Origin of the sequence: Guyparkeria halopsychrophila, from assembly GCF_044582135.1 — a bacterium.
Taxonomy (GTDB): domain Bacteria; phylum Pseudomonadota; class Gammaproteobacteria; order Halothiobacillales; family Halothiobacillaceae; genus Guyparkeria.
Map to the genome: position 1 here is coordinate 39,105 of NZ_JBDODP010000011.1, position 21,732 is coordinate 60,836.

Sequence of the window (21,732 nt, forward strand, 5' to 3'; positions counted from 1 at the left end):
GCGCCGGCCGTGCGGCCTGCCCGCCTGTGCAGGACGACGGCCCGGCCGCTCCAGGACCGCGCGTCGCCCATGACTTCGATCGACCGAGACCATCCCGTTTTCGACCAGCTCCGTGACCTGATGCGCGAGCGCATCCTGGTGCTCGACGGCGCCATGGGCACCATGATCCAGAACGCCCAGCTCAACGAGAATGACTTCCGCGGCGAGCGCTTCGCCGACTGGCCGGTGGATCTCAAGGGCAACAACGACCTGCTGGCGCTGACCCGTCCCGACGTGATCGCGGACATCCACCACCAGTACCTGGACGCCGGCGCGGACATTATCGAGGCGAACACCTTCTCGTCCACGCGCATCGCGATGGCCGACTACCAGATGGAAGAGCTGTCGCGGGAGATCAACGTGGTCGCCGCGCAAATCGCCCGCCAGGCCGCCGACGCGAAGACCGCCGAGACGCCCGACAAACCGCGTTTTGTCGCCGGCATCCTGGGGCCCACCAACCGCACCGCCTCGATCTCGCCCGACGTCAACGACCCCGGTTACCGCAACACCAGCTTCGACGAACTGGTCGAGGCCTACCGCGAATCCGCCGAGGCCCTGCTCGAGGGCGGCGTCGACATCTTCCTGATCGAGACCATCTTCGACACGCTCAACGCCAAGGCGGCCGTGTTCGCCCTCGAAGAGCTATTCGTCGATCGCGGCCAGCGTTGGCCGGTGATGATCTCCGGGACCATCACCGACGCCTCCGGGCGCACGCTCTCGGGCCAGACCACCGAGGCGTTCTACAACAGCCTGCGCCACGCCCGGCCGTTGTCGATCGGCCTCAACTGCGCGCTCGGGCCCGACCTGCTGCGCCAGTATGTCGCCGAGCTCTCGCGGCTGAGCGAGTACTTCATCTCCGCCCACCCCAACGCCGGCCTGCCCAACGAACTGGGCGAGTACGATCTGGAGGCCGACCCGATGGCCGCCTCGATCGGCGAATGGGCCGAGGCCGGCTTGCTGAACATCATCGGCGGCTGCTGCGGCACCACCCCGGCGCACACCGCCGAGATGGCTCGCCGGGTGGACGGGATCAAGCCGCGCCAGCCGGTCAAGCCGGAGGTCGCCTGCCGCCTGTCCGGGCTCGAGCCGTTCAACATCACGCCCGACTCGTTGTTCGTCAATATCGGCGAACGCACCAACGTCACTGGCTCAGCGCGTTTCCGTCGCCTGATCAAGGAAGACGACTACGACACGGCCCTGGACGTCGCCCGCCAGCAGGTGGAAAACGGCGCACAGATGATCGACGTCAACATGGACGAGGGCCTGATCGACGGCGTCGAGGCGATGCAGCGCTTCCTCAACCTGGTGGCCGCCGAGCCGGACATCTCGCGGGTGCCGATCATGATCGACTCCTCGAAGTTCGAGGTGATCGAGGCAGGCCTCAAGTGCGTCCAGGGCAAGGCCGTGGTCAATTCGATCTCGCTCAAGGAAGGCGAAGACTCGTTCCTCGAGCAGGCGCGTACCGTCCAGCGCTACGGCGCCGCCGCGGTGGTGATGGGCTTCGACGAGGACGGCCAGGCCGACAGTCTCGAACGGCGCAAGCAGATCGCCCGGCGGGCCTACGACCTGTTGATCGGCATCGGCTTTCCCGCCGAGGACATCATCTTCGACCCGAACATCTTCGCCATCGCCACGGGCATCGATGAGCACAACAACTACGCGGTCGATTTCATCGACGGGACGCGCTGGATCAAGGAGAACCTGCCGCATGCGCTGATCTCCGGCGGGGTCTCCAACGTGTCGTTCTCCTTCCGCGGCAACGAGGGGGTACGCGAGGCGATCCACAGCGTGTTCCTCTACCACGCCACCCAGGCGGGCATGGACATGGGCATCGTCAATGCCGGCCAGCTCACCGTGGTCGACGAGATTCCCGACGAACTGCGCGAGGCGGTCGAGGACATCGTGCTCAATCGCCGCAGTGACGCCACCGACCGGATGCTGGAGCTTGCCGACAAGTACCGCGGCTCCGGTGGCGAGAAATCCAGCGGCCCCAGCCTCGAATGGCGCGAGTGGCCGGTGGAAAAGCGCCTCGAGCACTCACTGGTCAAGGGCATCGACGAGTACGTGATCGAGGACACCGAGGAGGCGCGCCAGCGTGCCGAATTGCCCTTGCACGTGATCGAAGGCCCGCTGATGGACGGCATGAACGTCGTCGGTGACCTGTTCGGTGCCGGCAAGATGTTCCTGCCGCAGGTGGTCAAGTCCGCCCGCGTGATGAAAAAGGCGGTCGCCCACCTGCTGCCCTACATGGAAGAGGAAAGCTGCCAGGCGCAGTCGGCCGGCAAGATCGTGATGGCCACCGTCAAGGGCGACGTGCACGACATCGGCAAGAACATCGTCGGCGTGGTCCTGCAGTGCAACGGCTTCGAGATCGTCGATCTCGGCGTGATGGTGCCGACGCAGAAGATCCTCGACACCGCCCGCGAGGAGAACGCGGATCTGATCGGCCTGTCGGGCCTGATCACGCCGTCACTCGAGGAGATGACCAACGTCGCCGCCGAGATGCAGCGCCAGGGCTTCGACATCCCGCTGATGATCGGCGGGGCGACCACCTCCAAGCTGCACACCGCGCTCAAGATCAAGCCCTCCTACGATCAGCCGGTCATCCACGTGCTCGACGCCTCGCGCGCCGTGGGCGTGGCCAGCAAGCTCTTGGGCAAGAACAAGCAGGCGTTTGTCGACGAGGTCGAAGCGGAGTACGCCAAGGTGGTCGAACGCCGCAAGGCCAACCAGAAGGAGGCCAAGCGCTCCTCCATCCAGCAGGCGCGCGACAATCGCCAGCGCGTCGACTTCGAGCACTACACCCCCGTCGCACCGCAGCAGCCGGGCGTGCATATCATCGAGGACTACCCGCTCGAGAAAATCGTCGAGCGCATCGACTGGACGCCGTTCTTCCAGAGCTGGCAGTTGTTCGGCAAGTTCCCCGCGATTTTCGACGACGAGAAGGTGGGCACCGAGGCGAAGAAGCTCTACGAGGACGGCCGGGCGATGCTCAAGCAGATCGTCGAGGAGAAGTGGCTCACGGCCAACGCCGTCTACGGCTTCTGGCCGGCCGCCTCGGTGGACGATGACATCCGCGTGTTCACCGACGAATCGCGCCAGGGCGTCCAGACCACCCTGCACCATATTCGCCAGCAGATGCCGCGCTCGGGTGGCAAACCCAACCAGTGTCTGGCCGACTTCGTGGCGCCGACCGGCAGCAAGGTCAAGGACTGGATCGGCGGATTCGCCGTGACCACGGGTCACGGCATCGAACCGCACGTCAAGCGCTTCGAAGAGGCGAACGACGACTACCACGCGATCCTGCTGCAATCGCTGGCTGACCGCCTGGCCGAGGCCTTCGCCGAAACGCTGCACGAACGGGTCCGCAAGGAATACTGGGGCTACGCGGCCGACGAAACGCTCTCCAACGACGAGCTGATCGCCGAGAAATACCAGGGCATCCGCCCGGCTCCCGGTTACCCCGCCTGCCCGGATCACACCGAAAAGGGTTTGTTGTGGGAACTCCTGGCGCCCGAACGCATCGGAATGGAATTGACCGACTCGTACGCCATGCATCCGGGCGCTGCCGTCTCGGGCTGGTATCTGGCCCATCCGGAGGCACGTTACTTCGGTGTGGGCCGCATCGGCCCCGACCAGGTCGACGACTACGCCCGCCGCAAGGGCTGGAGCCGTGCCGAGGCCGAGAAGTGGCTCGCGCCGATTCTGGGGTACGAGCCGGATTGACCGTCACGCAGCAGGCCCTGCTCGCGGGAGTTGAGTTATCCCCCGAGCAGGCCGAGAATGATCAGGGAAACTTTGCACGAATGGCATACCGCTCTGCGTGCCTTGAGCCGGGCAGTTGCAAGACGGCCGTCCGACGCGGAAGGGGGATTCCCTTTCCGAGGACGGCAACACAGCAGATGTCCGGCTCAAGGCGCGCCCTGCGGGCCTGACGAGCCGCCCGTGATCGGCGTTGCGCCGTCTTGACGTGGCCACCGGCACGCCGGCGACGACACGCCTTGATCACGAACGGCTCGCCTGGCCAGAGCGGCAGCGCATTCGTGCAAAGCTTCCCTAACGCGAGACGGCCGACACATCCTCGACCCGCATCGGCAGCCAATGGATCGGAACGCACCTCTGAAAATCTACGAGCAACCACTGAACGAACGGATCCGGGCCTGCCTCAGGCTCGACAATTTGTTCGCCCGCATCGACCATCACCTGCAAAGCAGCTCGCGGGACGACACGCTTTGCACGGTGCTCCTGCTGCTCGAGGCCGCCGATGTCCTCTCGCGCATCGACATCAAGCGCGAGCTGATCAAGGAGCTCGAGCGACAGCAGGCCCGCCTGAGGAACGTGCCGGATACCCCCGGTGTCGATCGCGACAAGCTCAATGCCCTGCTCGATCAGCAGAACGGCCTGATCAAGGCGCTGCACGGCTACCACGCCCAGCCCGGTGCGCATCTGAAAACTCACGAGCTATTGAACGCCGTGCGCCAGCGCGCCTCGATCCCCGGTGCTTTGTGCGAATTCGACATCCCCGGCCTGCACTACTGGCTGAGCCTTCCGGACGCCGAGCGCCGCGAGGACATCGATGTTTGGCTGGAGCCGTTTACGGACATTCGTCTGGCAAACGAACTGGTCATCAGCCTGATCCGCAACAGCGTTGATACCATGTCGGTGGTCGCCGACGAAGGCTTCCTGCAGCAGAGCATCGAGAGTGCGACGCCCTACCAGTTGCTACGCGTGATGATCGACGATGACAATGGCGCGTACCCCGAGATCAGTGCCGGCAAGCACCGCTTCACCGTGCGTTTCATGACGCTGGACCGCGAGAACGGGCATCCCCGTCAGGTCCACGAGGACATCGAGTTCCGCCTCGCGTTGTGTCGCCTGTGACCAACCAGCGACTCGAATGTCGATCGGTCAGGGACCGGCGGGGATCACGCTGATCTGACTTGGCTTTACCAACATCAGGACGAAAATAGAGCTCATCAATGACCGCAACCTCCCGCAAGGCCGCGAGAACCGACGCCCCGGCACTCGACATCGATCAGCGCTCGCTGGCGCTCACCCATGTTCACCTTTACGAGACACACCTGCTCAAGCTCACCCGCAGCCTGAGCGAGCGTTTCGGCAACCCCGGGGTCGGTGACGAACGACAGCCTTGCGTGATCGATCTGGCGGCGATCGCGGACAGCGGCAAGTGGATCGATTTCCCCGCCCTGGTGAGCCTGCTGCGCAACTATCGCCTCGAACCGGTCGGCGTGGTCCACGGCAACGACCAGCAGAAGACCCAGGCTCGCGGCGCCGACTTGCCGGTCTTCGACGACCAGACAGCCCAGACCCAGACCCAGGCCCCGCCCGAACCGGCAGTCCAACCAGAGCCGGTCAAGGCAGCGGAACCGGAACCGGAACCGGCAGTCGACACGGCCCCGACGAGCTCGCCCGGCCCGGTGCCCCCGATGATCCTGCGCCACCCGGTCCGCTCGGGCACCGAGTTGTACGCCCGGGGTCAGGACATGGTGGTGATGAACACCGTCGGCGCCGGGGCCCGCGTGGTGGCCGACGGATCGATCTACATCCACGGCGCGCTCAAGGGCACTGCCGCAGCCGGCGCCGGCAACCAGACCGAGGCGCGGATCTTCTGCGAGTCCTTCGAGCCGGAGATCATCGCCATCTGCGGCACCTTCCTCGATGGGGAACAACTGGCGCGACATCCGGCCTGGGGCAAGCGCGTGGTGATAGAACTGGTCGACGGCCAACTGATGGTCCATCCGTTCGACTGAACGCCGCGAGTGCGGCGCGAACGGAAGAATTTCACGGTCGTTGGGAAAGGCCCGCCTTTGTGGCACAGTCCGCCCCACCTGACGACCCCGCCCCGCGGGGCATGACGTCAACAATATTTCGCGATTAGGGAGACAATCCGTGTCCAAAGTCCTGGTGGTAACCTCCGGCAAGGGCGGCGTTGGCAAAACGACGACCAGCGCCGCCATTTCGAGCGGCCTGGCCATGGCCGGCAAGAAGACCGTGGTGATCGACTTCGACGTCGGCCTGCGCAACCTCGATCTGATCATGGGCGTCGAACGCCGCGTGGTCTACGACATCGTCAACGTCATCCAGGGCGAGGCGGGCCTCAACCAGGCCCTGATCCGCCACAAGGAAGTCGACAACCTCTACGTCCTGCCCGCCTCGCAGACCAAGGACAAGGACGCGCTGACCGAGGAAGGCGTCGGCAAGGTCCTCAACGACCTGCGCGAGGAAGGCTTCGATTACATCGTCTGCGATTCGCCGGCCGGCATCGAGCGTGGCGCCCAACTGGCGATGTACTACGCCGACGAGGCCATCGTGGTCTCCAACCCCGAGATCTCCTCGGTGCGCGATTCCGACCGCATGCTGGGCATCCTCGCCAGCAAGTCGCGTCGGGCGAAGGATGGCGAGACCTCCATCAAGGAGCACCTGCTGATCACCCGCTACGCCCCTGAGCGGGTCGGCACCGGCGAGATGCTCTCGGTCGAGGACATGCTCGAGATCCTGGCCGTCCCGCTGCTGGGTGTCATCCCGGAATCGCACGCCGTACTGCAGGCATCCAACGCCGGCCGGCCGGTGATTCTCGACGAGAACACCGATGCCGGTCAGGCCTACAGCGACGCGGTCGCCCGTCTGATGGGCGAAGAGGTCCCCATGCGTTTCATCGAGACCGAGAAGAAGTCGTTCCTCGGTCGCCTGTTCGGTCGGAGTTAAGCCATGGGATTGCTGGATATCTTTCGTAACCGGTCACAAGACCCGTCAGCCAAGATGGCCAAGGAGCGGCTGCAGATCCTGATCGCGCATGAACGCGGCCAGGGGCAGTTCCGTGCGCCGCACTACCTGCCCGAAATGCAGAAGGAGATCCTCGAGGTGATCCGCAAGTACGTCCACGTCGAGGACGATGCGGTCAAGTTCGAGGTCGAGCACAACGAACAGTTCGAACTGTTCGAGCTCAATATCACCCTGCCCGAGAAGGGGGAAGGCAACGAGCGGTCCGACTGAACGGGCCACCTTGCCATTCGAATGACGCCTGCCACCCCCGCCCGCCGGGGGTGTTCGTCGTTATGGGCGGGTAAAAAACATCTGTTGGCGCCGGCACGCCCGTCCAGCTAAGGTGCTAGATCCGCCAACCAGGTAGTGATTGACGATGCAAACGCTCCTCGACGCGCTCTTTTCCCCACTGTGGACGCCGGTACTGGTGGGCGTGCTGATCGGCCTGCTCGCCTTCGCCCAACGCTGGCTTGCCGACCAACCGCTCTCCTGCTCGACCGGCTTCGCCAACCTGGCCGGCCGCCTCAAGCCGGGCGCAACACGCGACTCCCAGGATGACTGGCGGATCGTGTTCCTGCTCGGCATCCTGCTCGGCGGTGTGATCGCGGCCCTCACGGATGGCGCGCCCGGCTGGCAGGGCACCGCCGCGGAGTTCGGGCGCTTCTACAGCGCCCTGGTGCCGGACTCCACGCTCGGATCGGCGATCTGGTGGCTGGTCGGTGGCCTGCTGATTGGCCTGGGCGCCCGGCTGGCCGGCGGCTGCACCTCGGGTCACACCATTGCCGGGGTCGCGATGGGCGCACCGGCCAGCCTGGTGGCGTCGGCCGTCTTCTTTGCGGTCGCGGTGGGCACCGCCCAACTGGCCGCCTGGATGCTGGGAGTCTGAGCGATGATCAATCGACGCAATCTGTTGTTCCTGGTCTTTGGCACCGCGTTCGGCTTTCTGCTCAGCCGCGCCGGGGCGACCAGCCCGGCGATCATCAGTGACCTGCTCCTGTTCGAGGACCTGCGCCTGCTGTGGGTGATCGCCACTGCCGTGGCCGTCGGCGGCGCCCTCACGTGGCTGGCCTGGCGGTTTGGCTGGCGCGCACGCAACACCGGCGAGCCGATCTCGATCGAGCACAAGCCGTTCAAGCGGGGGCTGATCGTCGGCGCGGTATTGTTCGGTCTGGGCTGGGCCGCCACCGGGGTGTGCCCCGGCACCGCGCTGGCAATGATCGGCGAAGGCAAGGGGTTCGCCGTGTGGGTCGGCGCCGGGATCCTGCTGGGCGCGGGTGCCGGCAGTTGGATCAATCGCCGCCTCGAGAAAGACTAAAACGCCACCGGGCGCGATCTTCAGTCCTTCGCCAGATACTGCTGCGCGTACCAGCCGTTCTGCTTTTTCAGCATCATCGGGAAGAGCTCACTGAAACCTTCCGGGAGCGACTCACGAATGACCGGCTCGTCGGCCAATCGCTCGCCCCAGCGCATCACCGTCGGGATCGCATTCCAGTCGAGCAGTGACTCCGGCAAGGCGAACAGCCGCTGGAACAGCGGGGCGAACGAGGTATCCACCAGCGAAAGCTGTTTGCCTGCAAAATATGGGGCCGGCGGCTTTTTGGCGAGGTGTTTCTCTAAATGGCCGAACAGCTTGGCCAATTCGTCACGCTTGGCGGTACTGGCGGACTCCTCCGGGGCGGTAATCGCCCCGAACATCGCCATCAGTCCCGCCGAACCCAGTTCGATCCAGGCCCGTTGCTGGGCGCGCTCGAACGCATCCTCCGACAGCATGCGCTCGCCGAAGGATTCATCGAGGAATTCGTTGATCACCGCCGACTCGAACAGCACCTCGCCATCGACCTTGAGCACCGGCACCTTGCCCAGCGGCGAGACCTCGTCGAACCAGCTCGGCAGATCGTTGAGCTGGATGAACGTGGTGTCGAATGGCACCCCTTTGTGCTTGAGGGTGATCACCGAGCGCTGGACAAAGGGACAGAGCTTGAAGCTGATCAGTTCGAGTTGCATGATGCCTCCACATCGAAAAAGCCACGGGTCTTGCCCGACAAGGGCACGAGCTTAGCCCACCTGACGCTCCGATTGCCGCCACCATCGTGAAAAAACGCCCCACAACCTCCCCCGCCGATGCCTCCGCCAACAGCGCCAGCCAACGTCTGGACACCTGGCTGTGGGCCGCGCGTTTCTTCAAGACGCGCCAGCTTGCCTCGACGGCCATCGACGGCGGCAAGATCGAGCTCAACGGCCAGACGGTGACCAAGCGCGGCAAGTCGGTGCGGCCCGGCGATCGGCTGACCATCGGCAAGGCCGGCATGCGATTCATCGTCGATGTCCAAGCGCTCAATCCCAAACGGGGGGCCGCCAGCGAGGCCGCGCTGCTCTACCGGGAGACGCCCGGGAGCATCGAGCAACGCCAGCGGGTCGCCGAGCAACAGCGCGTCGAGCGCGAGCTCAATCCCCACCACAAGCCGGCCAAACAAGCCCGCGCCCTGCTACGGGCCCTGCGCGGCAAATCGTTCTGAACCGGTCGATCTCGAGCACCCCCGCTACCCCCGCTACCCCCCCGGGCCGGCGAACCACCGACACGATGCCTATACTCGCGCAACAGATCCACAGCACGAGGAGAAGGCATGCAAGTCAGCGAGGCGATTGCGACCCGACGCGCCATCAAGCAGTTCGACCCGGAACACCAATTATCCGAGGCCGACCAGGACCGACTGATCGAACTGGCGATGCAGTCACCGACTGCCTTCAACCTGCAACACTGGCGGTTCGTCGTGGTGCGTGATCCCGCCCGCCGCCAGGCGATCCGGGACGTGGCCTGGGATCAGGCGCAGGTGACCGATGCCTCCATGCTGGTGATCCTCTGCGGTCGTCGCGACGTCTGGCAAACCCAGGCCGAGCGCGTCTGGCGAGGGGCACCGGCCGAGGTGCGCGAGATGATGGCCGGCGCGATCGACGCCTATTACCGCGACAAACCGCAGGTCGAACGCGACGAGGTGATGCGCAGCTGCGGCATCGCCGGGCAGAGCCTGATGCTCGCCGCGCGGGAAATGGGGCTCGACTCCTGCCCCATGGACGGCTTTGATTACCAGGCCGTCGGCCGCCTGATCGACCTGCCCGATGACCACCTGATCTCGTTCATGGTCGCGATCGGCAAGAAGGCGGCCGACGTCTGGCCACGCCCGGGGCAGCTTTCGCTTGATGAGGTACGGCTCGTCGATGGATTCTGAACTTGTCGGTCCCGCTGACCTCCAAAGGGTGGCGGCAGAGAAGCTGCCCCTTCAATTTTCGAGTCCGACACACATTCGCCGGATCGTTCCGGCAGACAAGGAGAGCAACACATGAACGCACGTAACGCATTGATCGCCCTGATGATGGCCCTGGGCCTGACCCTCGCCGGCTGTTCCGACAACGACAACCAAGGTCCCGCCGAAGAGACTGGCGAGCAAATCGACGAGTCCATGGAAGAAAAGGGCGACGAGATCGAAGAGGCGACCGACGAGATGGGCGACGAAATCGACAAGATGGGCGACGAAGTCGACGAAGAAAACAACTACTGATCGGCACGCACGCCCTGATGTTCAGGCCCCGGCATGGCCGGGGCTTTTTCGTGAGCGCAAGAAATTCCCGTTCCCCTTAAAGGGACCGATCCGGATCGGCAGGGAGCCGATTCAAAGGACGAGGTCGAAGGACGAGGGTTCACCGACAGACCTGGCGAGGCCATCGAGGATACCCGTCTCAAGACCCGCGCAGCGGTGCCCGGACGGACAAGCACACCGCCAATGCCACGTCGGGACACCGGCGAGCGAAAGCCAAGTGTCCTCCTTGGCCATTCATTCGAGGTCAATCGGCAAGGGCCTGATCGATCACGTCGCGGTAATTGCGGATACGGCGGACATAGTGCACCGGCTCGTAGCCGCGGGCATAGCCGTACTTGGTCTGCGGGTAGTAGCGCTTGTCAGCCTTCAACGGCAGCACCTCGCGCATGTCGACCCACGAGTCCGGATCGAGGCCGAGATCACGGGCCAGCCGACGCGCATCCAGCACGTGTGCCCGCCCGAGGTTGTAACTGGCCAGGGCCAGGTAGGTGCGATCCGGCTCGGGGATATCCTCCGGCAAGCGGGCGTGACGATCGGCAAGATAACGCGCTCCGCCGAGAATCGACTCACGCGGATCGAGCCGATCCTCCACCCCCAGCGACTCCGCGGTTGGCCGGGTGAGCATCATGATGCCGCGCACCCCGGTGGGTGAGGTCGCTTGCGGGTCCCAATGCGATTCCTGGTAGGCCATCGCGGCGAGCAGGTCCACGGGCAAACCGGTTTCCTCCGAAGCCTGTCGGAATTCGTCCAGGTAGTGCGGCAGACGGTCGTCAAGCCGACGATTGAGCGCCCTCATGTCGACGAAATCGAACTCTTCGATGTGCGAGTAATAGCGCTCGCGCATCGCCGCCACCGCCGCCTCGCCCGCCTCACTCTCGCGCCAACGGCGCGTGGCCTTGGCCACTTCGGTGTGCCCGGCAGCCGCATACCAGCCCACGGGTTCGTTCTGATCGAGATTCATCGCCACCTCGAGATGCGGCCAGTACCGGCGCACCATTCGCACGATCGACGAGTCGGCGACGGTACAGCCCACCTCGCCGGTGGCCACCTGGGTCAGCAGCACCTCACTGCTGCGTGACGGGTCGGCGACAAAGGTCAGATCCGGCACCGTCCGCGCCAATTCTTCCAGCCGAGCGACGTAACTCGAATCCCCCGTCACCTGCAGATCCACCCCGGCCAGGCCTTCAATGGTGTCCGGCAAGGGGCGATCGTCGCGATGGCAGACCACCTGCTGGACCACCTCCCCGTGCACCAGACCCGGCTCAAACCGTTCGCTCCGGGCCGGCAGATGAGTCAGCCCGGCCGCGGCGAGATGGGCACGGCCCGTCGCCAACGCCTCGATCACTTCTGCGGTCGATTCATGCACTTGCCAATCCACCACCCAGCCACGGCTGTCGGCAAAGGCCATGACCAGATCGTGCTCGGGCCCGGTTGCCGACTGATCGCGTCCCAGGTAACGGGCGGTGGGGCCATTTCGCGTCGCCACCACCAACTGCTGCGTGTCGAATGGCGAGGCAAACGCGGCATCCGACGTGTCATCAGCGCACCCGGAAAGCAGCAGCAAAACGCCGACTGGAATCATCAAGAGGAATGGGGGCATGCAAGGGGCTCCACGTTTAGGGCGTGTGTCTCGGGCATCGAACCGACAACATGGTAGCTCACTAGGCACGACGGCTCGGCACCGGCCCGCCACGGCGCTACACTCCGGATCATGACGCGCAATCCCGACGGCCGGCACGACACTCCATCCCCACCTCAAGGCCTCCCGTCACCGCGGCAGGCCGTGCTTAGGCGCGAGCTCGGCCCGGTGCTGCTGACGTTATACGGCCTGGGGTCCATTCTGGGCGCGGGGATCTACGTGGTGATCGGCGAGGTCGCCGGGGCAGCCGGCTTGCTCACGCCGTTTGCCTTCATCCTCGCCGCGCTGGTCGCCTCGCTCACGGCGCTGTCGTTCAGCGAACTCACCGCACGCATCCCGGAGGCCGGCGGGCCGATCGACTACGCCCGCCAGGCATTTGGTCGACGGGGGCTGTGTATCGCCATCGGCTGGGGACTGGTAGCCACCGGCACCGTCTCGGGGGCAACCATCCTTACCGGCTTCGAGCGCTATGCGTCTCTTTTCATCGATCTGCCCCGGACCTGGACATTGATTATCGTCACCTTGGCACTGGGTGGCATCGCGATCGCGGGCATGCGCGAGAGCGCCTGGTTCATGGCCGCCACCACGCTACTCGGCATGGCAGGACTGGGGTACGTGGTCTGGGTGGCGGTCCCAGCGATGGGGGACGCGCCGGTACGGCTGGCAGAATCGCTGAGCGGGCTCGAGTTCGGCATGATCACCGGACTGTTTCTGGGCGCCTTCCTGGCGTTCTACTCGTTCATCGGTTTCGAGGACATGGCCAACCTCGCCGAGGAGGTTCACGACGCCAAGCGCACCATGCCGCGCGCGATCGTCAGTGCCGTGGTGATTTCACTCGTGGTCTACGCGCTGGTAGCCATCGCCGCCACCAGCGTGCTATCGCCGGATGACCTGTCACAGGCCCACGCCCCGCTGGTCGCCGTGGTCGAGGCGCAGGGCCACCCGGGCGTGCCGTTGGGGCTGATCAGCCTGTTCATCATCGTCAACGGCGCGCTGGGCCAGATCATCATGGCCACGCGCCTGCTGATGGACATGGGCCGCGACCAAGCCGGGGCCCCGCAGGCACTGGGACGGATCAACCCACGCACACACACGCCGATCGTCGCCACCGTCGCGGTGAGCGCGACGGTGCTAGTGCTGGCTCTCTTTCTGCCACTGGCGACCCTGGCGAATCTGACCAGCGCGATCATGCTGGCCGTCTTCATCACGGTGAATGCCTCGCTGATCGTCCTCAAGCGTCGTGGCCAACCCGAGGACGTGCCGAACGTTCCACGGTGGATCCCCTGGGCTGGGCTGCTGCTGTCCACCGGCGCCCTGATCACCCAGGGGATCTTCGCGGCGACCGGCAGCCTTGGAGGCTAAACTCCGGGCAAGACATCCCCACACCCAACGAGGCGTCACGACGTGAAATCCCTTCTGGTGCTCACGCTACTCACCTCGGCCTTCCTTCTCGGCGGCTGTTCACACGTCGCGCGTGTCGATGCTGGCCACCTGACCGCGTTCGGCGAGCCGCTCGAGCAGCCGGAGCAGTACCTGTACTTACCTGGTGCGTATCGACAACCGGGGCCGGTCACCGGAAGAGCTCCCTCCTCTCGCCATCCGGTTGCCCGACTCAGACCCACCCATTGCGCTCGAAGCGCTCACCCCGACCGTCGCGGCGCGCTATTTGCCGGCCTTCGTGCCGCCAGCGCAATGGCCGACCACTTGGAAGGAAAAGGCAAGCCGGCGAACGGCGTTCGAGGGAGGAGGCATCTACGTCGATTTCGAGGCCAGGGGGCCGGGCTTGATCACCCTGTGCTCACATTGCCACGGCGGCCGGCACTCCCCGGTCCTGTGCACGGCGGACGGTTCGGTCTGCCACCAACTGCCGCTCACGTATGAGGGGCTGGTCGAATTGATCGGACCACCCGACCGGGTCCAGAGGGTGCGTGAGGTGACGTACTGAGTCCTTGCCGCCCGCCTCCTAATCCTGGTCGAGGCGAATGCCGCCAAAGAACAGGACGCGGTCGAGCTCGGCCTCCTTCAGTTGCAAACCATGCTCGGCATGCAGCCGCGACACCGCCTCCTCGCGCGTGCGCGGCGAGGGCTGCATGTCGCACAGGAACTGGCCGACATCCTCGACCACCGCCCAGGGATAGAGTATCCAGCGCCATTCCCGGATGGACTCGGCAACGAAGTCCGCCGGGCACGCCGTCCCCTGTTTTTCATGCAATACCACGGTGCGGACCGATGCCGGGCGCAGGTCGTCCAGGTACGGGCGCAAGGCCTGCAAGGTCTTGCCGCTATCGTTGACGTCATCGACGACCAGCACGTGTTCGCCCTCGATCGCGGCGCCCAGCGGCACGGTGACCCGCGCCTGCGTCACGGCGTGCGCGCCGGCCGCGTAATGCTGCACCTTGACGCTCATCAATCGGGAGACACCTAGAAAATCGCAGACATACCGCGCCGGCATGAACCCGCCGCGGGCCACGGCGATCACGGTATCCGGCCGGTAGCCGCTCGATCGCACCATGCGCGCCAGGCGGTCGGCACCGGCGACGACCTCCTCGAGCGTAATCGCGCGGACGGGTAACGATTCGCGTCGAGTCATTCCGTTCCTCCCTGACTGGTCCTAGTCGCGAATGTCGCGTGGGCGACCGCGTGGGCGATCGCCTGGACAATCACCTGGGCAATCACCCGGGTGGCGATCACGCCTTCTTGACGAACTCGGACTTGAGCTTCATCGGCCCGAAGCCCTCGACCTTACAGTCGATGTCGTGGTCGCCCTCGACGATACGGATATTCTTGACCTTGGTGCCCACCTTGACCGCCCCGGAGCCACCCTTGAGCTTGAGATCCTTGATCACGGTCACGGTGTCGCCATCGGCCAGCGGATTGCCGTTGGCATCACGTGCGGCGGGCTGCTCATCGGCCTCATTCGACGGATCGGCCTCGCCCGTCCATTCGTGGCCGCACTCGGGGCAGACGAACAGCGTGCCGTCGTGGTAGGTGAAGGTCGAGCCGCACTCGGGGCAAGGGGGCATATCACTCATCTGTCGGTCCTGGGTCATTAACTGGGTCATCAAATCGAGACACCATGGTAACCCGAGCACCGGCAACGCTTGCAGCCCGGGGGGCGGGCCGGTAGCCTCGACGAGGTCATTACGCATCGGGCGCGCCCAGTTATTGCCTGGCCATCGCCCGGCCATTGCCCACCGATTGAAGCGGAACGCCACGTGATCCAGGACCTCCAGCGACAACTAGCACGCCACCGACGCCTCGTCGGATTGCTGTGCCTGGTCGTGGCGCTCCAGAGCCTGTGGTGTTGCGCCTGGCACGTTCACACCGCCCATGACGAGGTTGGTGGTGGCGTCGTACACCTGGAACACGCCGATTCCCACGCGGACGCCGTCGAGATTGAATCGACCGCCACGCTCAAGGCCTTCGGTGACGGGCTGGGCCTGTTCTTCGTACTGGCACTGCTGATCGCCCTGCCCCGACCAGCCGCGGTTCGCCCGCCGGCAAGCGTCAACACCCCTCCTCCCTGCCGACCGCACCTGCGTCCACCCGGGCGCGCCCCTCCTCTGGCCTGACAACTCCCGAAACTGATAGCGCCACCTAAGCCGTCGAGACGATCGACGGGGTGGCATCTGCCCCGTCGTGGGCGTTGATTCAGAGGAGTTCGTCATGCCGATGACGTCTCGAACGCGTTGGGTGCGATGCATCCCTCGTCCCTTGCTGGTGAGCAGCCTGTTGCTGCTCGTCCCCTTGAATACCTTGGCGGCCGACTGGACGCTCGAGCGCAGTGCCGAACGGGCGCTGGCCGTCGCCCCCGAGCTGAAAGCCGCCCGTGCCGAGCGTGACCGATTCGCCGGCCTGGCCGACGAGGCCGGTCGCTGGCCGAATCCCGAGATGGAGATCGGCGTTAGCGACGAAGTAGGCATCGCGGATGGGTCGGGCGGTTGGTCTCTCAAGGAATACGCGATCCGCCAATCACTGCCTCTCGGTGGCCGCATCGCTCACCGTGCCGACGCCGCCGACACGCGCATCGAGGTGGCCGAGGCCCAGACACTCCAGCACGCGCTGACCATGGAACATCGCGCGGCCCTCGCCTTTCACCAGCTGCAATGGGCACAAGCCCGTATCGAGCAGGCCAAGCACCAGCAGGAGTGGACCCAGCGCTTCGCGCACATCGGTGACCGCCGCGCCCGTGCCGGCGACCTGTCCGAACGCGAACGCCTGCGGTTAAACCTGCTGCATGCCGAGGCCCAGGCCGAGCTGGCCGAGCGCCGCCAGGTGCGACAAGCCGCGCTCGCCACCTACCGCGGCCTGCTCGCGATCGACCAGAAAACCGCCGTCACCCTGGCCGAGCTGAGCCGACCGAAAGCGCCACCGGCTCTCGACACCTTGCGCGAGCGCCTCGACCGGCACCCCACCCTGCGGGCCGCCGCCCGGCAGGTGGCCGCGGCACGCGCCGAAGTAAAACAGGCCCGGGCCGAGCGACTGCCCGACCTGGCCGTCCGCATGGGACGTGAGCGCGGCCATATCAACGGTCGCACGGAGACCACCAACCACATCGGCCTCTCTGTCGAACTGCCGCTCTGGTCGCAGGGGCGCGGTCGCGTCGATGCAAGGCAAAGCGCGGCCATCCGTCAGGACGCCGAGCGCCAGGTCACCGCACGTGACCTGGGTATCCGGCTGGAACGCTCCCACGCCCGTCTTGCCGGCGTGCTCGAACACATTGACGAACACCGCACCGCCGTGCTCGAGCCAGCCGACACCGTGCTTGAGCAGACCCGCCAAGGTTTCGAACAGGGCGAACTGCGCCTGACCGAACTGATCGATGCAGCCCAGGCCAACATCCGCGCCACGCAACGGTATATCGACCTGCTGCTCGAGGCGCGTGAACACCAAGCCGATCTGCGTCTCGCCGCCGGCCTGATGCTTACGACCGATTACCCGGAGCAGAACCGATGAACCCGATTTTGATGCCCCGCCGGCGCCTTTGGCTCGTGCTGGCGACTACCTTGAGTCTTCCCCTGTCCGGCTGTCTTGACGAACTCGGCCACGAACACGACGAGCAGGGCGAGCCTATCGGCGCGAATGTGGACGATGCCGCAAAGGACGAGCCACCCATGCGCGCGGTCACGACCTGGTCGCGGGAACTCGAGCTATTCATGGAGTTCCCCGCGCCGACCGCCGGCACACCCGGCAAGTACATCACGCACCTCACCCACCTGAAGGACTTCTCGCCGGTCATGTCCGGCCCGCTCCGCTATCGATTCGAGCGCGAGGACGGTCACGTCGAGGAACACGTTGCCGAGGCCATCGCGCGGGACGGCATCTTCCTGCCCGAGATCCGTGTCGAGAAACCCGGGCGTTATGAGCTCGACCTGACCCTCGGCACGGGCGACGGGGCACTCACCATCGAGGCCGGCCACGTCAACGTCACGTCGCCGGGCGAGACGATCGCCAGTGACGAGGGTCACGGTCACGACCATGGCGACGAGCGCGGCGATATCGCGTTCCTCAAGGAGCAGCAATGGCGGATGGACTTTGCCGTCCAGCAGGCCTTCAGCGACTACATCACCGAACGCCTGTCCGTACCGGCGCGTATCGAGCCCCGCCCGGGCCAGAGCGCCCAGGCGACCGCCCCGACGGGGGGCATGCTGATCCCACCAGACAGCGGCGAGTGGAAACGCCCCGGCGACCGCGTCGAGGCCGGTGACGTCCTGGCTCGCGTTCTGCCGTTAAGCGGTGCCGAGGACGTGAGTTTGCTCGACCTTGACCTGACCCAGGCACGGGAGCGGGTTTCCCTCGCCCGTGCCGAACGCGATCGCATGCAAAGCCTCTACGACGACGGCGTCGTGTCAAAAAAGCGCCTCGATCAGGCGAACTCCGAATACCGCGTCGCTCGGCAGGCACTGGAGCGTGCCCGTACCCGGCTCGATCAACTGGAGGGTGAACGTGATCAGGCGGGTGCGGCCGTCACCCTGCGCGCCCCCATCAGTGGTCGGATCACGGCCAGCCCGCACGCCTCCGGCGAGCTGGTCGCGGCGAATGCCACCGTTTTCTCCCTGCTCGACGACAGCCACGTCTGGCTCAAGGCGATGGCCTACCCCGGCGACATGGCCCGTATCGATCGCCCCGGCAACGTCGTCGCACGCCAGGCCGGAGCCCCGTGGCAGTCGCTGCCCGGGGCAACACTCGCCTACGTCGGCACTCGGACCGAGGAAAACGGCACCGTCCCGGTGGTCTTCGACGTGCCCAACCCCGACGGCCAGCTGATTCCCGGCACGGCCTGGTCAGCGGCGTTCTCGACCGGCGTCGGGCAGATGGCCGTGGTCGTGCCCAAATCCGCCATTCTCGACGACGACGGTATCGAGGTGGTGATCGTGCAGCACGGCGGCGAGCGCTTCGAGCGCCGGCAGGTCAAGACCGGGATCCGCAGTGGCGACCGCGTGGCGATTACCGCCGGGCTGCAGCCGGGCGAACGAGTGGTCACCCAGGGGGCCTACACCGTGCTGCTTGCTTCGCGAGGTGAGCAAGACATCGGCCATGGCCACGCCCACTGAGGAGCACCGACATGTTGGACCGATTGATTGACTGGTCACTGCAGAACCGCCTGCTGGTGATAGCCGCCTCCGCCCTGCTGCTCGTTCTCGGTGTGTTGACCGCGCGCGATGTGCCGGTAGACGTATTCCCGGATCTGACCGCCCCGACCGTCACGGTGATGACCGAGGCACCGGGCCTGGCCGCCGAGGAGGTGGAACAGCAGGTCAGCTTCCCGATCGAGACGGCGATGAACGGGGCGACTGACGTACGGAGGCTGCGTTCGCAATCCGTGCCCGGCTTTTCCATCGTCTGGGTGGAGTTCGAATGGGGCACGGACATTCTCGAGTCGAGGCAAATTGTGACCGAGCGTCTCGATCAGGCCCGTGACGACCTGCCCCAGGCCGCCGGCGTGCCGCAACTCGGGCCGATCACCTCGATCATGGGCGAGATCGAGTTCTTCGGCGTGCGTGCCGAGCCGGGCGAAAATCAGGGCGCCAGCCTCATGCTGGCCCGGGAAGTCGCCGACTGGCAACTCGAGCCCCAACTGCTCGCGATTCCCGGCGTGGCGAACGTCACCGCCCTCGGCGGCGACATCCGCGAGTATCAGGTGCTGGTCTCTCCCGACCGCCTCCAGGAGATGAACATTGGCCTGGATCAGGTGCGCGAGGCGGCGTCCCGGGCGAACCGGAACGCCGGCGGCGGCTGGATCAGCGAAGGGGGCCAGGACTACTTGCTGCGTTTCCTCGGCCGCACGGAACATGCGCCGGACATCGGTGAGGCGGTCATCACCGTCCGCGGCGACGCACCCATTCGCATCCGCCACGTCGCCGAGGTGCGCGAGGGTCCGGGCATCCCGATCGGCGATGGCAGCATCAACGGCGACCCCGGCGTTGTCGTCGCGGTATCCAAGCAACCGGGCGCCGACACCATTGAGCTGACCCAGCGTATCGGTCGGGTCCTGGAGCAGGCGAAGGCCGACCTGCCAGAGGGCATCCACCTCGAGCCGGGACTGTTCCGCCAGGCCGATTTCATCTCCCGTGCCATCGATAACGTCGCCGTGGCACTTCGGGATGGCGCGATCTTCGTCGTGGTGGTGCTGTTCGCCTTCCTGTTCAGTTTCCGCACCACGCTGATTTCCGTGCTCGCCATCCCGCTGTCACTCGTGGTCGCCCTGGTCGGGCTCAAGTGGATGGGCATCGGCATCAATACCATGACCCTGGGTGGGATGACCATCGCCATCGGCGCGCTGGTCGACGATGCGATCATCTTCGTCGAGAACATCTACCGACGACTGCGCGAGAACGCCCGTCGCGAGCAGCCCGCCCCAGCGGCCAGTGTGGTCTATCGCGCCAGCTCGGAGGTACGCCAGTCGGTCGTCTTCTCGACGGCCATCATCATGCTGGTGTTCGCCCCGCTGTTCTTTCTCCAGGGGGTCGAGGGGCGACTGCTCGAACCGCTGGGTCTGGCCTATCTGTTCGCGATCGCCGCATCCCTCCTGGTCGCCCTGACGCTGACGCCGGTGCTGAGCCTGTGGCTGCTGTCGAAGGACAAGGCCCTGGGCGAAGAGAAAGACCCACCGCTGATCCGCTTCTTCAAATGGCTTTATGCCCCCATCCTGAAGGCCAGCCTGCGCTTCGCACCTGCCGTGCTGGGATTCTCGGTGATCATGGTGGTGGCCACCCTGCTGGTTATCAGCCAATTCGGTCGCTCGTTCCTGCCGGAATTCAACGAGGGCAGCCTGACGATCGCGGTGACAGCCCCGCCCGGCACCTCTTTGGAGACCTCGGCGGCCATCGGCGGACAGATCGAGGACATCCTGCTCGATTTCGAAGAGGTGCAAACCGTGGCCCGCAAGACGGGTCGGGCCGCCCTGGACGCGCATACGCAGGGACCGAACTCCTCCGAGCTCGAGGTGACGCTGGGCGAGCTGCCACAAGGCAAGGAGGCATTTTTGGCCGAACTGCGCGGCGCCTTGAATGGCGTGCGCGGGGTCAATATCAATATCGGCCAGCCACTCTCGCATCGCATCGACCACATGCTATCCGGCACTCGGGCGGCCATTGCGGTGAAGATCTTCGGCCCCTCGCTGGCCGAACTTCGACGCCTTGGCGGCGAACTCGAAGGCACCATGCAGGAGGTGGACGGTCTGGTCGACGTCGCCATGGAACCGCTGCAAGCCGTACCGCAACTGCGATTGCGTGCCGATCGCGAGGCGATCGCCCGCTACGGAATGACGGTGGAGGAAGTTGCCCAACTGGTGGAGACCGCCTACCGCGGCAGCGTCGTCTCGGAGGTGTTCGAGGGTAATCGACGCTTCGACCTGGTGGTCCGTTTCAACGACAACGCCCGCGAAGATCGTCACGCAGTCGGCGATACCCTGATCAGGACAGCCACCGGCGACATGGTGCCCTTGCGGGCACTGGCCAGCCCTTCGTTCGAGCGCGGGCCGGGCACCATCCTGCGCGAGAACGCGCAACGTCGTCTCGTGGTCAGCGCCAACGTCGCCGGTCGCGACCTGCGTGGCGCGGTCGAGGCCATTCAGGCGAGTGTCGATGCCGACATGAGCCTGCCGGAGGGCTACCGAATCGAGTACGGTGGCCAGTTCGAGGCGGAGGCCAATGCCACCCGCACCATCGGCTGGGTCTCGCTGGCCGTGCTCGCCGGCATCCTGCTCCTGCTGCAGATGGCCTTCCGCTCGCTGCGGCTGGCGCTGCTGGTCATGGTCAACATCCCGCTCGCCCTGGTCGGTGGCGTGGCCGCGGTCTGGTTCATGGGCGGGACGATCACGGTCGCGGCCCTGGTGGGCTTCATCACCCTGTTCGGCATCGCCATCCGCAACGGCATTCTGTTGATCAGCCGTTATCAGGCATTGGCGCGGGACGGCATGGATGTCGATCAGGCGGTGGTCACCGGCTCGATGGAGCGACTCGCCCCGATCCTGATGACCGCCCTGACCGCGGGTCTGGCGTTGATTCCGTTGGCGATGGGGCTGGGCGAGGCCGGCACCGAGATCCAGGCGCCGATGGCGGTGGTGATCCTCGGCGGGCTGGCCACCTCGACATTCCTCAACATGGTCGTGCTGCCGGCGCTCTACCGGTTGGTTGCCGCGCGTCCGGGCGGGAAGCCCGGATGACGCGTCAT

At 65.6% G+C, this 21,732-nt stretch carries 20 protein-coding genes; 16 read left to right on the plus strand and 4 right to left on the minus strand.

The window, feature by feature from the left end; all coding sequences use genetic code 11:
* Window positions 1-69 precede the first annotated feature (69 nt).
* The 7 genes from metH to ABGV18_RS06355 all read left to right on the plus strand — a co-directional run bounded on the left by metH (window position 70) and on the right by ABGV18_RS06355 (window position 8,137).
* On the plus strand, window positions 70-3,765 hold the full coding sequence (gene metH, locus ABGV18_RS06325; RefSeq protein ID WP_396585293.1) for a methionine synthase: 3,696 nt from the start codon (window positions 70-72) through the stop codon (window positions 3,763-3,765).
* Window positions 3,766-4,140: 375 nt separating this feature from the next.
* The gene (zapD, locus tag ABGV18_RS06330) at window positions 4,141-4,920 is read left to right on the plus strand and encodes a cell division protein ZapD (protein ID WP_396585294.1); all 780 of its coding nucleotides are present in this window, start codon (window positions 4,141-4,143) and stop codon (window positions 4,918-4,920) included.
* Window positions 4,921-5,018: 98 nt separating this feature from the next.
* Window positions 5,019-5,810: a septum site-determining protein MinC gene (gene minC / locus ABGV18_RS06335; RefSeq protein WP_396585295.1), complete on the plus strand. Its 792-nt coding sequence runs from the start codon at window positions 5,019-5,021 to the stop codon at window positions 5,808-5,810.
* Window positions 5,811-5,949: 139 nt separating this feature from the next.
* Window positions 5,950-6,765: a septum site-determining protein MinD gene (minD, locus tag ABGV18_RS06340; RefSeq protein ID WP_396585296.1), complete on the plus strand. Its 816-nt coding sequence runs from the start codon at window positions 5,950-5,952 to the stop codon at window positions 6,763-6,765.
* Between the two features lie 3 nt (window positions 6,766-6,768).
* Window positions 6,769-7,053 (plus strand): cell division topological specificity factor MinE, encoded by a 285-nt coding sequence (gene minE / locus ABGV18_RS06345; RefSeq protein WP_396585297.1) that lies wholly within the window; start codon window positions 6,769-6,771, stop codon window positions 7,051-7,053.
* Between the two features lie 145 nt (window positions 7,054-7,198).
* Complete coding sequence (locus ABGV18_RS06350; RefSeq protein ID WP_396585298.1) at window positions 7,199-7,708, plus strand: YeeE/YedE family protein; 510 nt, start codon at window positions 7,199-7,201, stop codon at window positions 7,706-7,708.
* Between the two features lie 3 nt (window positions 7,709-7,711).
* The gene (locus tag ABGV18_RS06355; RefSeq protein WP_396585299.1) at window positions 7,712-8,137 is read left to right on the plus strand and encodes a DUF6691 family protein; all 426 of its coding nucleotides are present in this window, start codon (window positions 7,712-7,714) and stop codon (window positions 8,135-8,137) included.
* Window positions 8,138-8,157: 20 nt separating this feature from the next.
* On the opposite strand, the gene ABGV18_RS06360 is transcribed toward ABGV18_RS06355, so the two are convergent.
* The gene (locus tag ABGV18_RS06360) at window positions 8,158-8,826 is read right to left on the minus strand and encodes a glutathione S-transferase N-terminal domain-containing protein (RefSeq protein ID WP_396585300.1); all 669 of its coding nucleotides are present in this window, start codon (window positions 8,824-8,826) and stop codon (window positions 8,158-8,160) included.
* An 86-nt stretch (window positions 8,827-8,912) separates the two neighbouring features.
* Between ABGV18_RS06360 and ABGV18_RS06365 the strand changes: the two genes are divergently transcribed.
* The 3 genes from ABGV18_RS06365 to ABGV18_RS06375 all read left to right on the plus strand — a co-directional run bounded on the left by ABGV18_RS06365 (window position 8,913) and on the right by ABGV18_RS06375 (window position 10,379).
* Window positions 8,913-9,338: a S4 domain-containing protein gene (locus ABGV18_RS06365; RefSeq protein ID WP_396585301.1), complete on the plus strand. Its 426-nt coding sequence runs from the start codon at window positions 8,913-8,915 to the stop codon at window positions 9,336-9,338.
* 108 nt (window positions 9,339-9,446) lie between these two features.
* Window positions 9,447-10,049 carry a nitroreductase family protein gene (locus ABGV18_RS06370; protein ID WP_396585302.1) on the plus strand — a complete coding sequence of 201 codons (603 nt, stop codon included), beginning with the start codon at window positions 9,447-9,449 and terminating at the stop codon, window positions 10,047-10,049.
* 111 nt (window positions 10,050-10,160) lie between these two features.
* A complete protein-coding gene (locus ABGV18_RS06375) occupies window positions 10,161-10,379 on the plus strand; it encodes a hypothetical protein (RefSeq protein WP_396585303.1) in 219 nt (72 codons plus the stop codon).
* Between the two features lie 283 nt (window positions 10,380-10,662).
* Here ABGV18_RS06375 and mltF read toward each other — a convergent pair whose 3' ends face one another.
* Window positions 10,663-12,018, minus strand: coding sequence for a membrane-bound lytic murein transglycosylase MltF (gene mltF, locus ABGV18_RS06380; protein ID WP_396585304.1), 1,356 nt, complete (start codon window positions 12,016-12,018; stop codon window positions 10,663-10,665).
* Window positions 12,019-12,225: 207 nt separating this feature from the next.
* On the opposite strand from mltF, the gene ABGV18_RS06385 reads away from it, so the two are divergent.
* Both ABGV18_RS06385 and ABGV18_RS06390 read left to right on the plus strand, forming a co-directional pair.
* Complete coding sequence (locus ABGV18_RS06385) at window positions 12,226-13,419, plus strand: amino acid permease (RefSeq protein ID WP_396585305.1); 1,194 nt, start codon at window positions 12,226-12,228, stop codon at window positions 13,417-13,419.
* Window positions 13,420-13,603: 184 nt separating this feature from the next.
* Window positions 13,604-14,002: a hypothetical protein gene (locus ABGV18_RS06390; RefSeq protein ID WP_396585306.1), complete on the plus strand. Its 399-nt coding sequence runs from the start codon at window positions 13,604-13,606 to the stop codon at window positions 14,000-14,002.
* An 18-nt stretch (window positions 14,003-14,020) separates the two neighbouring features.
* Here ABGV18_RS06390 and ABGV18_RS06395 read toward each other — a convergent pair whose 3' ends face one another.
* Window positions 14,021-14,647, minus strand: a complete 627-nt coding sequence (locus tag ABGV18_RS06395; RefSeq protein WP_396585307.1) for a phosphoribosyltransferase family protein — start codon at window positions 14,645-14,647, stop codon at window positions 14,021-14,023.
* 97 nt (window positions 14,648-14,744) lie between these two features.
* Window positions 14,745-15,089: a zinc ribbon domain-containing protein YjdM gene (locus ABGV18_RS06400; RefSeq protein WP_396585308.1), complete on the minus strand. Its 345-nt coding sequence runs from the start codon at window positions 15,087-15,089 to the stop codon at window positions 14,745-14,747.
* Between the two features lie 183 nt (window positions 15,090-15,272).
* On the opposite strand from ABGV18_RS06400, the gene ABGV18_RS06405 reads away from it, so the two are divergent.
* The 4 genes from ABGV18_RS06405 to ABGV18_RS06420 all read left to right on the plus strand — a co-directional run bounded on the left by ABGV18_RS06405 (window position 15,273) and on the right by ABGV18_RS06420 (window position 21,724).
* Window positions 15,273-15,629: a hypothetical protein gene (locus ABGV18_RS06405; RefSeq protein ID WP_396585309.1), complete on the plus strand. Its 357-nt coding sequence runs from the start codon at window positions 15,273-15,275 to the stop codon at window positions 15,627-15,629.
* A 94-nt stretch (window positions 15,630-15,723) separates the two neighbouring features.
* The gene (locus ABGV18_RS06410) at window positions 15,724-17,013 is read left to right on the plus strand and encodes a TolC family protein (RefSeq protein WP_396585310.1); all 1,290 of its coding nucleotides are present in this window, start codon (window positions 15,724-15,726) and stop codon (window positions 17,011-17,013) included.
* The gene (locus ABGV18_RS06415; RefSeq protein ID WP_396585311.1) at window positions 17,010-18,611 is read left to right on the plus strand and encodes an efflux RND transporter periplasmic adaptor subunit; all 1,602 of its coding nucleotides are present in this window, start codon (window positions 17,010-17,012) and stop codon (window positions 18,609-18,611) included. Before ABGV18_RS06410 ends, ABGV18_RS06415 begins: the two co-directional genes overlap by 4 nt.
* Window positions 18,612-18,622: 11 nt before the next feature.
* Window positions 18,623-21,724 (plus strand): efflux RND transporter permease subunit, encoded by a 3,102-nt coding sequence (locus ABGV18_RS06420; protein WP_396585312.1) that lies wholly within the window; start codon window positions 18,623-18,625, stop codon window positions 21,722-21,724.
* Window positions 21,725-21,732 lie beyond the last annotated feature (8 nt).

What these genes read in the sequence shown, in the direction of transcription:
- ABGV18_RS06350 (WP_396585298.1), top strand. Translation starts at nt 7,199, where the DNA reads ATGCAAACGCTCCTCGACGCGCTCTTTTCCCCACTGTGGACGCCGGTA.
- ABGV18_RS06370 (WP_396585302.1), top strand. Translation starts at nt 9,447, where the DNA reads ATGCAAGTCAGCGAGGCGATTGCGACCCGACGCGCCATCAAGCAGTTC.
- ABGV18_RS06400 (WP_396585308.1), bottom strand. Translation starts at nt 15,089, where the DNA reads ATGAGTGATATGCCCCCTTGCCCCGAGTGCGGCTCGACCTTCACCTAC.
- ABGV18_RS06375 (WP_396585303.1), top strand. Translation starts at nt 10,161, where the DNA reads ATGAACGCACGTAACGCATTGATCGCCCTGATGATGGCCCTGGGCCTG.
- metH (WP_396585293.1), top strand. Translation starts at nt 70, where the DNA reads ATGACTTCGATCGACCGAGACCATCCCGTTTTCGACCAGCTCCGTGAC.
- mltF (WP_396585304.1), bottom strand. Translation starts at nt 12,018, where the DNA reads ATGCCCCCATTCCTCTTGATGATTCCAGTCGGCGTTTTGCTGCTGCTT.
- minC (WP_396585295.1), top strand. Translation starts at nt 5,019, where the DNA reads ATGACCGCAACCTCCCGCAAGGCCGCGAGAACCGACGCCCCGGCACTC.
- zapD (WP_396585294.1), top strand. Translation starts at nt 4,141, where the DNA reads ATGGATCGGAACGCACCTCTGAAAATCTACGAGCAACCACTGAACGAA.
- ABGV18_RS06395 (WP_396585307.1), bottom strand. Translation starts at nt 14,647, where the DNA reads ATGACTCGACGCGAATCGTTACCCGTCCGCGCGATTACGCTCGAGGAG.
- ABGV18_RS06415 (WP_396585311.1), top strand. Translation starts at nt 17,010, where the DNA reads ATGAACCCGATTTTGATGCCCCGCCGGCGCCTTTGGCTCGTGCTGGCG.
- minE (WP_396585297.1), top strand. Translation starts at nt 6,769, where the DNA reads ATGGGATTGCTGGATATCTTTCGTAACCGGTCACAAGACCCGTCAGCC.
- ABGV18_RS06355 (WP_396585299.1), top strand. Translation starts at nt 7,712, where the DNA reads ATGATCAATCGACGCAATCTGTTGTTCCTGGTCTTTGGCACCGCGTTC.
- ABGV18_RS06360 (WP_396585300.1), bottom strand. Translation starts at nt 8,826, where the DNA reads ATGCAACTCGAACTGATCAGCTTCAAGCTCTGTCCCTTTGTCCAGCGC.
- ABGV18_RS06410 (WP_396585310.1), top strand. Translation starts at nt 15,724, where the DNA reads ATGCCGATGACGTCTCGAACGCGTTGGGTGCGATGCATCCCTCGTCCC.
- ABGV18_RS06420 (WP_396585312.1), top strand. Translation starts at nt 18,623, where the DNA reads ATGTTGGACCGATTGATTGACTGGTCACTGCAGAACCGCCTGCTGGTG.